General features: G+C 61.4%; 13 protein-coding genes, 1 tRNA gene and 1 other RNA gene. 13 read left to right on the top strand and 2 right to left on the bottom strand.

Annotated features, from left to right (window positions below; translation table 11 throughout):
* Window positions 1–693 (top strand): HAD family hydrolase, encoded by a 693-nt coding sequence (locus tag RB146_10980; protein MDQ7829496.1) that lies wholly within the window; start codon window positions 1–3, stop codon window positions 691–693.
* 33 nt (window positions 694–726) lie between these two features.
* On the opposite strand, the gene RB146_10985 is transcribed toward RB146_10980, so the two are convergent.
* A complete protein-coding gene (locus tag RB146_10985) occupies window positions 727–1395 on the bottom strand; it encodes a hypothetical protein (GenBank protein MDQ7829497.1) in 669 nt (222 codons plus the stop codon).
* 613 nt (window positions 1396–2008) lie between these two features.
* Between RB146_10985 and RB146_10990 the strand changes: the two genes are divergently transcribed.
* Window positions 2009–2428 carry a hypothetical protein gene (locus tag RB146_10990; GenBank protein ID MDQ7829498.1) on the top strand — a complete coding sequence of 140 codons (420 nt, stop codon included), beginning with the start codon at window positions 2009–2011 and terminating at the stop codon, window positions 2426–2428.
* Window positions 2429–2571: 143 nt separating this feature from the next.
* On the opposite strand, the gene RB146_10995 is transcribed toward RB146_10990, so the two are convergent.
* Window positions 2572–2646 (bottom strand) — tRNA-Val (locus RB146_10995).
* A gap of 357 nt (window positions 2647–3003) precedes the next feature.
* Here RB146_10995 and RB146_11000 point away from each other — a divergent pair.
* The 11 genes from RB146_11000 to RB146_11050 all read left to right on the top strand — a co-directional run.
* Window positions 3004–3744: a hypothetical protein gene (locus RB146_11000; GenBank protein ID MDQ7829499.1), complete on the top strand. Its 741-nt coding sequence runs from the start codon at window positions 3004–3006 to the stop codon at window positions 3742–3744.
* 157 nt (window positions 3745–3901) lie between these two features.
* Complete coding sequence (locus tag RB146_11005) at window positions 3902–4666, top strand: C4-type zinc ribbon domain-containing protein (GenBank protein MDQ7829500.1); 765 nt, start codon at window positions 3902–3904, stop codon at window positions 4664–4666.
* A gap of 13 nt (window positions 4667–4679) precedes the next feature.
* Window positions 4680–5345 carry a reverse transcriptase-like protein gene (locus RB146_11010; protein ID MDQ7829501.1) on the top strand — a complete coding sequence of 222 codons (666 nt, stop codon included), beginning with the start codon at window positions 4680–4682 and terminating at the stop codon, window positions 5343–5345.
* An 83-nt stretch (window positions 5346–5428) separates the two neighbouring features.
* Window positions 5429–5807, top strand: an RNA gene (gene rnpB, locus RB146_11015) — RNase P RNA component class A.
* A 158-nt stretch (window positions 5808–5965) separates the two neighbouring features.
* A complete protein-coding gene (locus RB146_11020; GenBank protein ID MDQ7829502.1) occupies window positions 5966–6280 on the top strand; it encodes a hypothetical protein in 315 nt (104 codons plus the stop codon).
* A gap of 149 nt (window positions 6281–6429) precedes the next feature.
* Entirely contained in the window at window positions 6430–6699 is a 270-nt protein-coding gene (locus tag RB146_11025; protein ID MDQ7829503.1) for a hypothetical protein, read from the top strand.
* Between the two features lie 379 nt (window positions 6700–7078).
* Window positions 7079–8602 carry an MFS transporter gene (locus RB146_11030; GenBank protein MDQ7829504.1) on the top strand — a complete coding sequence of 508 codons (1524 nt, stop codon included), beginning with the start codon at window positions 7079–7081 and terminating at the stop codon, window positions 8600–8602.
* Window positions 8603–8868: 266 nt separating this feature from the next.
* A complete protein-coding gene (locus RB146_11035; protein ID MDQ7829505.1) occupies window positions 8869–10056 on the top strand; it encodes an HD domain-containing protein in 1188 nt (395 codons plus the stop codon).
* Between the two features lie 103 nt (window positions 10057–10159).
* Window positions 10160–11302 (top strand): HD domain-containing protein, encoded by a 1143-nt coding sequence (locus RB146_11040; protein MDQ7829506.1) that lies wholly within the window; start codon window positions 10160–10162, stop codon window positions 11300–11302.
* Window positions 11303–11469: 167 nt separating this feature from the next.
* Window positions 11470–13287, top strand: coding sequence for a BTAD domain-containing putative transcriptional regulator (locus RB146_11045; GenBank protein ID MDQ7829507.1), 1818 nt, complete (start codon window positions 11470–11472; stop codon window positions 13285–13287).
* A 580-nt stretch (window positions 13288–13867) separates the two neighbouring features.
* The coding region (locus tag RB146_11050) for a hypothetical protein (GenBank protein MDQ7829508.1) at window positions 13868–14738 on the top strand (871 nt) is incomplete at its 3' end.

Raw genomic sequence — 14738 nt, forward strand, 5'->3', positions numbered from 1 at the left:
ATGGCGGAGGCCCGCCCCGCCCTGGAGCCCGCGCTGCTCTTCGACCTGGACGGCACGCTGGTGGACAGCGTCTACCAGCACGTCCTGGCCTGGCGGGAAGCGCTCGAGGCGGTGGGCATCGAGCTGGCGGTGTGGCGCATCCACCGCCGCATCGGCATGAGCGGCGGGCTCTTCATCAACGCGCTCCTGCGGGAGATCGGCCGGTCCGTGACCGCGGAGGAGGTGGCGCGCATCCAGCGGCTGCACCAGGAGGCGTATGGCCGCCTGGTGTCACAGGTGCGCCCGCTGCCGGGGGCCCGGGCGCTGCTGGCCCACCTCACCCGCATGGGCGTCCCCTGGGCCGTGGCGACGAGCGGCCGCCGGGAGAGTGCCGCTCCGGCGCTTCAGCTGCTGGAGATCCCCCCGGGCGTCCCGGTGATCACCCGCGACCTGGTCACGCGCGCGAAGCCCGACCCCGACCTCTTTCTCGCCGCGGCGGAGCGCCTGGGGGTGCCGATCACCTCCTGCGTGGTGGTCGGCGACAGCGTCTGGGACCTGCTGGCGGCGCGCCGCGCCCGGGCGCTGGGCGTGGGACTCCTCTCGGGCGGCTATGGCGAGGACGAGCTCCACCGCGCCGGCGCGTACCGCGTCTACGAGGACCCGGCCGACCTGCGCCGGCACCTGGACGAGGTCGGCATCCGCCCCGTGGACTGACCCCGCTCTGGCCTGCTCACCCTCCCCGGTCTGCTACCGGCCCGTTGTGAAGGCCTGTCCGGCTTCCGGTGCGCAGTCCGTCGTCCGGTCGTCGCCGTTGCCGACGCGCAGGGCAACGCGCATCTGCCCGTCGTCGTTCCCCAGGGTGCTGAGGGGCACGCGGATACGGATGATCGTGTGGTGCACCTCGTCCCGGGTCACGGACGCCTCCCCGACCATCTGGCCGCTCGTCCCGTTCCACGGTTCACCCTGCACCTCGTAGGCGCCGGAGTCCAGGCGCCGGTCGAACCCGTTCACCAGGAACTCGTTCCCCGCGAAGGTGCACCCCGGGTCGGTGATCGGGCCAGTCGCCCCGTCCTGGTCGGTGTCGAGGTAGAGGCGGAACCCCAGGCGGGCCCCGCCGCCCGCGCGCGTTCCGGGATCCGGAAGCCGCACCGACTGCGCCAAGACGATCTCCACCTCCATCGTGTCGTAGGCACCGAACGGGGCCGTGTCCAGCCGACGGGTCACCACCTGGGTGACATCGTAGGCAGTTCCCGTGTCTGCCTGCGCATCGCCGCTGGCGTCCGTGTACGTCCGTTCGACCGTCGGCAGCGGTCCTGCCGTCGGGGGAGGGGGAAGGACGCCCGCCGCCCCACCACACCCGACGAGCCAAGCACTCGTGGCGATCACCACCACCCGGAGCATCTGACGGTTCCCCACCTGCCTCACCTCCACCGGGCCCGCCGGTCAGGGTCACCGTCAGCCGTACCGCTTCGCGTGAATCTTCCGAATGGCCCCGCCGAGGGAATCGGCCTCGCCCGGTCGGACCCCGGGAGCAGTGCGCCCTCGCGCGTGGGATCGGCCTCCGCCCTCGGGTGGGTAGGGGCGGAGGCGGCGAGACCCTACACTCCAGGGTCGGACGGCCAGGGCGTAGGCCTTCTAGGCAATGGAGGGAGTGGGCCGCGGGGCGGGAACTCGTTTCCGGGGCACGTCTCCGCAGACCTCGGGGGGAAAAGCGTCAGCGGCCGCACGGCGGAAGTTAGGCCGGGCCGCTCCCGGAGGAGTGCCTCCTCCCATCTAGCCGCCAGCGCACCGCTGACGGTGCCCACTCTACGGCGAGGGCGGTGGGCGGTCAATCCGAAACTTCCGTTCGGCCGCTGTGGACGGCGTGGACAACGTGGACAACCGCCGGCGCCCACGACCTGGGTGGTCTGCAACCTCCTTAGGCCCGCGATGTCTACGCCCGGAGCTGCCTGGGCATAACGTTAGCGAGCCAGCCAGTTCAGCCACAACCTGACCGAGTCCAGCAGGCACCCCGGCGTCTGCGGTCCGTGTGCTTGGCATCGTCCTCTGTCGTACCGACGTGCGGGGGGAGGGGGAGCTGCTGATGGTGAGCCCGGAAATCCTGGCGTGGGTGGGCGGCGTGCTGCGCGTCCTCTACGAGGCGACCTCCTGGCGGGCCCACGGCCTGTCGGTCGTGGAGATCAGCCGTCGGTGCGACCTGACCCTGGACCAGATCTACACCGCCTGCCGGTTCGCCGTGCAGGAGGGGTACCTGGAGGTCCTGCGGTCGAACGAGACCCGGCGGGCGGTGCGGTTCATCCTCACGCCCAAGGGCGAGCACCTCGTGCGGTCGGTCACCGAGGAACCCTCGCGACGCCCTCTGGACGAGGTGCGGACCGAGGGGGCGGACCCGCGCCGCATGACGCTGCGGGAGGTCTGGACGCGGCTGGGGTACTTGAAGCGAGGCTGACGTCGCCGCAGACCCCCGATCCTCCGGTCCTCGGGCGCGCCTGCGCCTCTCCTGGGCGCCCATGGAGGGTCGGGGGTCGGCCCGCGTCTTGGCCCGGGGGCCGGGGACACAAAGCTCCCCGTGGGGCCGGGGACACAGGGCAGTGGTGGGCGAGGAGGGTGTCGAACCCCCGGCCTCCTCCGTGTAAAGGAGGCGCTCTCCCGTTGAGCTACTCGCCCGCCGCTCGCTCCACGGCGTACAACGCCGGGACTTGCCCCTGAGGGGACCACAGGCCCCCCCGGGGCCGTCTCGAGAAGTATAGCATAAACCCTCTTTTAGCCGCCCTTCGTCCCTGTTATAATATGTTTTGTGGGTGATATCCCCTCCCTCCGCCTGATCGACTCCTTGGCACCGCCAATGCCAAAAAGGCCAGGGAATATGCCCATGAATGCCGCCCTAACGGACAGTTTCGCCGCATTGAAAGGGATTCAGTCGTCAAGGGCGAATTTTGGGTGGAAGGGTGCGTTAGAGAGGCAGTGACGGCCCCGGGACGGACCGGGAATTGAGGGCCCCTGCGGCCACAGAGGTGACGCCGATTGAAGAGGCTCAAGCCGGCCGAGGTTGACGTTGCCCTCCGGCTGATCGCGCTGGCTGACACGCCCCAGAACCTGGAGGCGATGCAGTACATCGTCTTCCAGTTCGACTTCGCCGACTACGAGCAGTTCATCATCGAGGCCCCTCCGGGCAGCATCCGGTTCAACAACCTGATCCGTGTCGCCAACTTCTATGACAGCCTGGGCGTGCTGGTCGAGGGGGGGGCCATCGACCCTGAGGCGGTCTTCGAGCTTTTCCCGGTCCCCTGGGCCAAGGTTGAGCCGATCATCCAGGGGATGCGGCGCGAACTCGAGTGGCCGGACCTCTTCGACCACTTCGAGGCTCTGGGGGCGCGGTACCAGCGCTGGTGGGAGGAGAAGCGCAAGCGGCTGAAGATCGAGCCGCAGCCGGCACCACCGACGGCCCGCCCGCGTCCCGCTCCGACCATGCGGCCGCCCGCCCCCGCGCGGCCGGCTACCCCCGCTCGGCCGATGCCGCAGGCCGCACAACGTCCCCCGGTCACCCGTCCGGTGGCACCGATCCGGCCGGGGATCCGCCCCGGCCAGCCCGCAGCCCCCCTGGCGGGGAGCCCGGTGGCCAAGCCGGCGCCCGCCCCGGCCAAGCCGGCGCAACCGCAGCGGCCGGCGGCTCGCCCTGCTCCGCGGAAGCCGGTGGCTGCCAAGGGCAAGAGCGCCAGGCCAGCCGCCAAGGGGAAGCCAAAGGCCGGAAAGAAGCGCCGGTAGGAGCACCGCCCAAGCCCGGAGCCGCCCGGATAGGTTTACACAGGGGTTGCCCCCTGCTTCTTCCCCATCCGGGCGGCCCTACCATGAATCTACCCGGTGCCATCCTGCCTGCCCAGCGACAGGAAGTCGCCTGTGCGGGCAGGAAGCAAGCACTCCCATGGCCGAGGTCCCTGAGCCGCCGGCGACGACGCCCGACGTGGGTGCCGAGGTCGCACCACGCCTGCTCTACCGCCTGCAGCAACTCGACTCCCGCCTGGCCTGGGTCGCGGAGCGCCTGCGCGCGCTCGGCCCCGATGCCGAGGTGGAGGCGCGGGTGCGGGTTGCCGGAGAGGCCCTGCGGGCGGGAGAGGATGCGCTGGCGGCCACCCAGCGGGAGATCCGGACCCTCGAGCTGGCACTGCAGTCGACGGTGGCCAAACGGCTGCGGGTGGAGCAGGACCTCTACGCCGGTCGCATCCGGAACCCGAAGGAACTGGCCGCCATGCAGGAGGAGGTGGAGGCGCTGAAGCGCCAGGCCCGTCGCCTGGAGGACGCCATCCTCGAGCAGATGGAGCGGGCCGAGGGCCTGCTGGGGGACCTGCGGGGCCTCACGGACGCGGCCGCCGCCGCCAGGCGGGAGTGGGAGGAGCGCGAGGCGGCGGCGACACGCGAGCGGGCGGCGCTGGAAGCGGAGCTGGCCCGGCTCACCGCGGCGCGCGACGCCCTCGCCGCTGCCATCGAGGAACCGCTGCGGCGACGCTACGAGCGGCTGCGGGAGCGCCTGGGCGGGGTGGCCGTCGCGGCTGCGCGGCGCGGGATCTGCGAGGGGTGCCACGTGGTGCTGCCGGAAGCGCGGGTGCGCCGGCTGGCGGAGGAGCCGGAGACGCTCCTGACCTGTGAGCGGTGCGGGCGCATCCTGGTCCTGGCGGACGGCGGGGCATGACGCGGGCCCGGTGATGAAGCGGGTCCTGTACGTCGACGGGGCCTCGCGTGGCAACCCGGGCCCGGCCGCCATCGGGGTGGTCATCCAGGACGAGCGGGGTCGCACGCTGGAGGAGCTGGGAGAGGCCATCGGCGAGGCCACCAACAACGTGGCGGAGTACCGGGCGCTGCTCCGCGGGCTGGACGCGGTGCTGCGGATGGGGGCCGATGAGGTCGAGATCCGCTCCGACAGCCAGTTGCTGGTCCGGCAACTCACCGGTCGCTACCAGGTGAAGAGTCCCGGTCTGCGGCCGCTGTACGAGCAGGTCCGACTTCGGCTGGGACAATTCCGGCACCGGACCGTGACGTACGTGCCCCGCGAAGCCAACCGGCGCGCCGATGAGCTGGCAAACCGGGCCCTGGGCCCCGTTGCCCCGCGCGCACTCGACCTGACGGTCCTGCTGGAAGCGAGTCCCGAGGGCGTGCGGGCCACCGTCCCGGCATTGCCGGGCGTGGCCATCCTCGCGCGTACGCGGGAGGAGGCGCTCCAGCACATCCGAGCCCTGGCCGAGCAGGCCGTGCGGGACCTCCTGGGCCGGGGAGCGCCGCTCCCGCAGGAGGAACGCATCCGCGTCCTCCTCCCACCCATTGTCCGCCCTGCGACGAGCGCGGGCGGGCCTTCGCCACCCGAATCCGGGTGAAGGGACGACGCTCCCGCGACGGGCCCGTCTCCAGCGTGCCGCGTCCGGCGCCGGCCGCAGGTTCTCTGGTACAATGACGGTCGGGAGCAGGCCGGGCAGCCGCGGACCCAGTGGTCCGAGGAAAGTCCGGGCTCCGCAGGGCAGGGTGGTGGGTAACACCCACCGGGGGCGACCCCAGGGAGAGTGCCACAGAAACATACCGCCCCGGCCATGAGGGGCGGCCGGTGTGGTCGCCAGGAGCCGGGGTAAGGGTGAAAAGGCCGGGTAAGAGCCGGCCGGCAGCCTGGTGACGGGCTGGCCAGGCAAACCCCACCCGGAGCAAGGCCAGGTAGGGGGAGATGACGTGGCCCGCCGATCCCCGGGTAGGCCGCTCGAGGCCGCAGGTGACTGGCGGCCCCAGAGAGATGGCTGCCCCCGGACTTCGGTCCGGGACAGAACCCGGCTTACAGGCCTGCTCCCCCTCGTCGTTCGCTCCATCCCGGTCCTTGACCGACCGCTCCCCGGGGCGCGTCCAGCCTGTGTCTCCGGACCGTAAGCATCGCTTCGCCCCACTACCCTCCGGGAATGTGGCCCCGGCTGCCCGCGGGTCGTTGGAACCCCTGCCGTGAGGAGGTGACCGCGTGTACGTCGTCCGCTTTGCGTACGATGTCCTCCCCGTCGACCGAGACCAGGCCATCGCGCTGATCCGACGGGAAGTGGAGGCGGCCCGGCGACGCGGCCTGACCGCGCGCCTCCTCGTCCCGCTCACTCGCGGACGCGGGGAGCCAGCCCTGGAGTACGAGGTGGAACTCCCCACCCTCGACCAGCTCGACCAGTACCGCAGCGATCCGCTGGGCTCGGCCGACGCCACCCAGGCCTGGATGCGGGAGTTCAGCGAGGTCCTGGTGCAGCCTCCGGGAGTCGAGGTCTTCCGCATCGACACCGGTACGCCATGAGGCCGTCAGGACGTGCCTCCAGCAAGGACGTCGGGATGCTCTCCCCGGTCCGGCCGCGCGGAGCGCGCAGGAGGCGTCCTGACGCGCGGTGAACAAGGGAGGTGGAGGTAGAGGAGGGAGCCCAGCTCCCGAGACCGAGGTCCGACACCATGACGCCACTCGAGTGCCCTCACTGTGGCAGCGACAAAGTCGTCGCCAACGTGACGATCCGATGGAACCAGACCCGCGAGGCCTTCGTCCCTGACCGAGCGAGCTACTGCACCTCATGCGGCAAGGGCTTCCACCGGCGCCCACCGGGCGAGTTCGGTTTCCGGACCGTCAGGGTCAAGGGGATGACCCGGGCCCTCTGGCGGCTGCAGCAGAGTGGAGACCTCATCGTCGTCCGGCATCGGAACGGCGTTACCGAAGTCCTCTTCTGATCGCGGGCCTGGCTCCGGCTCTCTCCCGGGGGACGCCTCTCGCCCTGCCGGTGGTGAGTCCCCGGCCCGGTCTCGTGGAGGGGCTGCCTCCCCCTTGCCTGCAGTCTGCTCCCCTGGAGGAGCTGGCGTCCCCTATCCGGGAAGGTTGGGAAGGAAGCGGATAGAGCAGGGGACGCAATCAGGGTACCGTGACGGGCTCCCCCTCTGAGGCAGGTAGGGTATCGCGACGGGCTCTCCCTTCTGAGACGGGCAGGTCATCATGACGGGTTCCCCCACCTCCGAGTCCCGGGCCTCCTCGACAGAGCGTCAGGGACCGGGAGCGGCGGCCGAGGCCTCTCCGACCGCCCTGCAGGTTTCCTCCCCGGGGTTTCGCGCGCTGATGCGCAACCGGGCCTACGCGCTCCTGTGGAGCAGCCAGGCCGTTTCCCAACTCGGTGACCGCTTCCATTGGGTGGCGATCTCGCTCTGGGTCTACACGCAGACTTCGTCGGCCCTCTCGGTGTCCTATGCCCTGACGGCGCTGATGCTGGGTCCGGCCGTGCTGGGATTGCCCGCAGGAGCCCTGATCGACCGGTTGGACCGCAAGACGGTTCTGGTGGCTGCCGACCTGGTACGCGCCCTGCTCGTCGCCCTGATCCCATGGCTCATGGGAATCGACATCCGCCTCGTCTACCTGGATCTCTTTCTGATTTCGTGTGCTACAACCTTCTTCCGCCCCGCTGTCTTTGCAGCTATTCCACAAATTACGTCAAGGAGAGAGTATCTTGCTGCAACATCGTTTCTCACCGCCAGCGACACAGGGACCGAGATAGTGGGTCCAGTAGTTGCCGGGATTATGGTTACTATCGCTGGTTATCATGCGGCACTCTACGTGGACGCAGCGTCCTATTTAATTTCGGCATTATTTCTAGCCTTTCTCCCTAGAATGCGTGTTGAAATAGCTGAACAGAAAGGGATACACACAATTTGGGTTGATGTTTGGGATGGCTTGAGGTTCATTTGGCACAAACGATCACAAATAGCCCTAGCGATCTTATTGTTTGGATGGGTACTTTCAGGATTCAACTCGCTTCAAACCCCCCTTGTTAAGGGCGAGCTCAAGCTGTCGGATACGGATTTCGGTGTCTTCGGCAGCATGATGGGGATAGGTTTTCTTGCAGGATCGCTTCTTAGTGGATGGTACGGGCCCAAATTCCCAAGGGAAGCTCTCGTGGTAGTTCCCTTTCTCCTTTGGATCGCTTCCACAGCTGCTGCCGGATTTTCCTTCAATGCGGGCATGCTCCACACTGCGTCATTCTGGTATGGCATGTACAACATGGTAACTGTTCTCGGCATTGCACAGATTGTGATGGAAGAGACTCCGCAATATTTGCTTGGGAGGGTGTTGGCGTTTCGCCAAGTCATGCTTGCCGCAATTCGGTTTGTCTCGATGATCGGTCTGGGGTTCCTTGCTGATTACATGGGAGTTCGGTGGGCCATTTTGCTAATGTCACTCGCCGCACTTAGCTTCGTCGTATTCGCAGCTGTTGCATTCCCTGATGTGATATTAGGTGGATTAGGGTCTAGGTTTCTTTCTAAATTTAATTTGAAGTTTATGTCCTGGGTCGAGGAAGTCGTATTTGCTACAGATAAATCGTTTCTTCCTGCGTCGCAGCAGCACTTGAATTATGTCAGCCTCGGCTTGTTAGCTCTATGTGCTCTATTGGTCGTAGTTGGTTCGCCCAGCAGGGCGGGACTGTTTTCAGCGTTGCTATTGAGCTCCCTCGTCGCTTGGAAGGCGCTGAGAAGCGTGTGGTTTAAGCGAGGTAGCAAGATCTGGGGACGGATGGCCGGGCGGGTAGTCGGCAGGAAGCACGAGGTAGCTGAGAGAATTAGATATGCAACCGGACCGACATCCGATTGACAACAGTCCACGTTTCCCGGCCGAATTCTGGGCGAGTTGCTCAAGCGGTAGCGGGTTCCCGAGCCTGTTCCTACTCGCAGGAGGAGATTACTAACAGGACGGGTGGCTCGCCTTGACCGTACGGGTCGTTCGCGGGATCTTCTTAGGCGGAGAAAGGGGCCTGTAGTGTCGGTCTGGTTCTTTTTTGGAAGGCGATGAGATCCATTTGCGATCGGCCAATTTCCGATAGGCTTCAACTTCTCGTACTGTCCACTATAGTTACCTGGGTGGCCGTTGTCATCGCTTCACTCCCTTCTCTCTCAGGGGTAGGGCTGGGAGAGGTTCTGATCGCAACTCTGGTAATTATTGCCTCATCGATTATAGTTGAAGATCCGTCCGGTGGTACGATCAGCTTCGCCTTGATTCTCCTTTTTGCCACCATGTACCTATTTCCTCCCGAAATAGGTCTATACATTGGGGGCTTGAGTTATGGCATCGGCAACGCACTGGGCAGAGGATGGGTGCCTTGGCGGTCAGCGTTTAACATCGGCCAGATGGGCATAAGTGTCGGGATCGGCAGTGCGGTTTTCCACTTAGTCTCCCAGGGCTTAGATCCCAACCAGCCCATACGCCTCATGGCGGGCGCTCTGACGGGTGCCTTCTCTTTTCACATTGTCAATAACTTTTATGTTGGTTTAGCTCTCAGCCTCATTGGCGGCCTTCCCTTTTTTAGGACGTGGGTGGCCTTCGGACGAGATCTCCTGGTCAGCAATTTGATGAGTGTTTTTACTGGTCTTCTCTTTGCCCTTTCTTATAGGTACGTTCATGCTCTAAGTCTCTTGGCGTTTATCCCATTACTTCCTTTTCAGCGTTTAGCCATGCAACTCTATCTCAAGCGGCGGAGTGTGTATCTCCGTATCGTGGAGAGGGTAATGCTAGCAGGCGAGATGACTCAACCGAAGACGAGAGGACACGCTCGAAGAGTAGCCGATCTCTCTGTCGCGATTGGGCAACAGCTAGGCTTGGGCGGCAGAGAACTGGAAACTCTAGAGTATGCCGCTTTGTTGCATGATGTCGGTCTGATCGCATTCGAGGCTGAGCTTGCGAATCCGACAGCAGATTTACCGGTAGATTGGATATCCGTTCACTCTAAATTGGGAGCTGACATCGCCCGAGAACTCGGGAATCCTGAAATCTGTTCGGCGATACTACACCACCACGTAGACATGAGCTTAAGCGGTGGATTGAGGATACCCCTGATGGCTAAGATCCTTGCAGTCGCAGAGGAAGTGGATAGTGCACTAAACGGTCTTCATCCCTACTTGAAGCCAAATACCTTGGACGAGGTCGTCCAAAGGCTGACTAATAGCGAGCGTAGTCGCTTTGATTCTGAGGTTGTGGCTGCATTCCTAACTCTGGCTTCAAGCCTCTCCATGCAGTTGGCTCCAAAACCGAGCAATGCCACCTCTACGTGAAATGAGGTGGGAGGGAAGCGATCAATCTACGCTTTGTAAATCAGGCAGCTTTAAGAGAGTCTTGGCTCGGCGAGGCTGATCGTCGGAGTTCCTGGGTGATCCCTTGACTTTCTATCTACCTCTACTACTGCTCATCGGCATTGCGGGTATCTTCTCTGGCTGGATTGAATTCCGATTCGAGGATTTCGGGTTGCTACCTCTATCGCTGGCTTCCGCTGTTGTGCTTGCGCTTCTAGTTATCATGGGAACAGGAATCGCATTAGCGACTGGAATCGTTGCCTCTGTTCTGGGACAGGCCCTCCTCGGAAATGCCATTAAAGCAAACTTGGCCGGAGAAGCCGCAAGATCTATGCTGCTTCTTAGCATCCCTCTTGGGGTGACGACTCTTTTGCTGGACAGGGCTTCCCTGTCCGGTACTTCGTCTTACATCGTCCTGCTCACTTGCGGAATTTTTCTCATCATTGATGCGGTGCTGCGCGTCTTTAGCCTAATCTCGAGCGAACGAATCGGACTCTCCAGGGCAGTGCCACTTGTATTTACGACACTCTACCCCTACTATCTTCTTACCCCTCCCCTGGTTCTCCTGCTGGCCATAAGTCGCGAGGTGTTCGGGCTCCTGGGTCTTGTGGTTGGGATAGCGGTTGTGGCCGAGCTCTGCTATCCATGGAAACTTCTCAACGAGCAGAGTGTACTGCTATTTCGAAGCTTGAAGATGATCTCCCAGGCGGTAGATTTGAAAGATCCTTACACTTCGAACCACTCAAGAAGGGTGGCTGATTTAGCTGTCAAGGTTGCAAGGAGAATGGGCTTGCCCGAGTCCGAGATTCCCACGATCCGTACAGCTGCGCTTATGCATGATATCGGGAAAATTGGGATTCCTGTTGACATCATCAGGAAACCTCAGCGACTTACCTCACAGGAGATGACCGTCGTGCGGAGGCATCCTATTGCGGGGGCTGAGTTGATCCAGAGTCTTGATGAGAAGGCTGCTGAGATAGTAAAGCACAGCCATGAGCACTTTGACGGCACAGGGTATCCTGCGGGCCTTCGGGGAAGATCCATCCCGACAGGCTCGCGAATCATCCTCGTGGTCGATGCATTTGACGCACTGACGACCGATAGGCCTTATCGGCAAGGGAGATCACATTTTGAGGCCTTAGAGGTTATCAAACAGCATTCAGGAACTCAGTTCGACCCTGAGATCGTGGCTGCTCTTGAATCGCTAGTTGGACAGGAGGTGGTTTGAAGGAAGCTTAACAGAAAGGGTCGGCGTCGCCCTACTTGCGCGAAGACCTTCACTAACTCCCACTGACTCGTTCCCCTGCGGCGGGCGCATAGAGAAAGGCCTGGTTCTAGTTTCCTGGAAGTGTAGTTGCATGGTTTAGGGTCAAAATTGGTTGGCGAGGTTAGGGCATGACGGTCAATATCTATCTTCTCGGTGAGATGAGAATTGAATTTTCAGGCCACCCACTGCGTCTTCCAACCAAGGGTGTTGAACTCGCGGCTTTCCTTGCACTCCAGCCGAACGCCAGATCATCGCGGAGAAGCGCTGCCTTGGCGCTTTGGCCTGATCGGGAAGGGGCGCGAGCGCTCTCCAACCTAAGCACGCTGCTCTGGCGAATAAAAGCGCTGATGGATACTATTGGGACTAAATTCCTGTCGTGGGATGCGAGCCATCTGTGGCTGGAAAGGAAGACTATCTGGGTGGATTGCTGGGAACTGGAAAGGATCAGCAAAACATTAGTCGAGGGTACAGATCCGACTCCACTTCTTGATAGGTTACTGAACTCGTATCAGGGTGAGCTAGGTGGACACGATATTCCTTTGGATTGGATCACTGAGTTCCGCGAATACTTCCGTGTCCTCTATTTAGAGACCCTTGCTCGCGCTGGAAGAATTCTTCAGTTCGGGGGGAATATTGGAAGTTCCCGAAGAGTCTTTGAGAAGATCTTCCAGATCGATCCTGCTAACGAAGCAGCAGCGCAAGAACTAATGAAAATTTACGCTCGCGATGGAAACGGCGACCGGGTGAATTACGTATATTCCACTTTGATTTCCCACCTTCGACGTGACTTAGGAGTGGAGCCGACGCAGGAAACTGCGGGGCTATATCGGGAGATACGAGGTCGAATGAACACGCCACGACTAGTTGATACGGGAATTCTACGCTCCTTCCCATCGTGGTTTATGGTAAGAAGCGAATGTGATCCCTTGCGGTCAATTTTCTTAGTATCTCAAACAAATTTAACCCGTGCAATAGGCATCCGTGGCGATTGGGGCTTAGGTAAGACAACCCTGTTAAGGAGACTCCTTGTGGAGCGCGCCCGATGGGGATCGTCTCACTTGATACGATTGCCTGAGCTGGCAGAAGAAGTTGAATCCTACCAGTGTCTTCACCGTCTTTCACTGAGCCTGGCTGACCGAAGTGGAGACGCACCGTTACCTGATCGTGATAGGGATTTGCTATCTATAGAGAGGAACATGATGAGCTGGCTTCGTTCGGTGATTCGTCGGGAGGCCACGAAGGGGACCTCCTTGATCATGTTCGATAATATCCAATCCGCGGATATTTATAGTTTAAGGATCATCCGACAGCTGCGGAAGGAATTGGATGGCCATCCCATTATATTTGTTCTCACTTGGAGTGAAGAGGATTGCTCAAAGGATGTACTTACATTTCTTGGAGAACAAAAATTTTTCGACGAGATTATTTCCCTCCGACCTTTTAGTCCTCCTGAAGTGAGCGAGCTGTTGGGATCTTGGGGTTTAGAGCGAATGGGTTCGCACCTCGTTGGTAGATTAACTGAAATCACGGGTGGAAATCCTCGTTTGCTGGAAACTGCAACCCAACAATTGAGTGGATTACGACTTGAACTGTTTAGGCGTACTTGGGAATCAGGACTAATAAGGGTATTGCAGGAGATACACGGGCGCTCCTACATCGACCGAATTGCTAGGAGGCTTGCCCTCCTTTCTAGAGAAAGCATGCACTCTTCTAGAGGCGGCTTGCGTTCTCGGACACAGGGAGAGTCTTGGATTGCTTGTAGAAGTTTCCCGACTCCCCCGCCGATCCGTGCTGCGCTTACTCGACCAGTTGTCCCAACGTGGACTTATAGGGGTGGAAGGCACGGATTATTATTTTCCCAGCCTCTTCTTGCGACAGGCTATCTTGCGATGGATTCCGGCGGATTCAAGGGTCAACTGGCATCGGCGCACTATACCTTTGGTTAGGGCTCGACCGGATGCTGCTGCGAAGGCCCTGGCTTGGCATCTTGAGGGAGCCGAGCTCCCAATGGAGGCAGGTACTCAATGGGAAGCTATCGGGGATCGGGCTGCCTCTGGTGGCCAGCAGCGAGAGGCAGAGGCGGCCTACACGAAGGCACTCGCCTTGGTAAGTACGGCCAAACCATCTCATCTCAGAGTGATTCGCTTGCTACGGAAGCGGGCGGCGGCTAGACAAGCGCTTGGGAGGCTTGAAGAGGCGGAGGCTGATTTGGACCGAGCGATTCTTTTATCTGGCGAGGTTCGAAATGCAAAGGAGAGATTTGAGGGCGAGCTGCAGCGGGCATGGGTCTATCTTTGGCAGGGTAAGTTTGCGGAGACTCGCAGATCAACTACTCGTCTCATGAGACTCACAGATGTGATGAGGGATCAGCGGCAGCGCACAAGAATAGGAGAACTGACGTACTATCTCTTATACCGGAAGGGACAACTCTTTCAAGCGCGAAATGGTTTGCGAAGACTGGCGGAGGAGATTAACCCCAGATCCGACGTTGCCACCCTAGAGCGTCTCTGGACGAGCATAGGGCGTGTGGAGTTGGCGCTAGGACTTAACAAAGAAGCGCTGAGAAGCCTTGAGCGTGCTGAGAGATGGGACAGTGGGCAGGCTTATCAGCGCGGACTCCGTCACTTGATTAGAGGAGTCATACATTACGCTGAAGGATTTGCCCAAGAAGCCAAAATTCAACTTGGCTTGGCTACTCAAACATTTTGCCAGATGGGTAACCTTCCTGCCGAAGCTTTGGCAAGGGCCCTCTTGGCTAGCGCGTGCGCAATGGCTGGTGATTTACGAGAGGCCTTGAAGCAGGCTTGCAGGGGCCTTCCGTTTATGGCCGGCAAGGGAGATAAAAGATGGACTTTGGTGGTTACGACTAATCTAGTCAGTACACTTCTATATGCCTTACCAAACTTCAGACTCGCTAGATCGATGTTGATGAAAGCCTTGGCTGTACCGGCTGCGGTGGAAGCGCATGGGAACGTCTATTCTTTGTTAATCAGACTCGCACTTGAGCAAGGAAGAGTTGAGTTTGCTTTGCAACTAGCATCGGAAGATCATCTTACGGGTGCCTTGTACTCCCGAGACCCCACTCATAGGGCTTTTCGAATGCTCGCCCTTGGCAAGGTGTGCTTGGCTACTTCGGCGGAATCCCATGCGGTTGAGTACCTCAGGAAAGCGATTCGGTTGTTTAAGCGAACAGGCGACCATTATGGATATGTAGATGCTCTGACTTCCTTAGCCCTCGCCTTTAGATCAGAGGACCGGAGCAAAGCGCTTAAAGCCTCTAATGAGGCCATCGCTTTGTTAGAGGCGAAGGGCCTGGCTCATCCTCGTCCGCAGGAGGCGTACTGGAACCACTACCAGATCCTTGGCGACCCGCAGAACCCCGAGGCTCAGCACGCTC

The organism is Armatimonadota bacterium (assembly GCA_031081585.1).
In the GTDB taxonomy this organism is placed as follows: domain Bacteria; phylum Sysuimicrobiota; class Sysuimicrobiia; order Sysuimicrobiales; family Humicultoraceae; genus Geohabitans; species Geohabitans tengchongensis.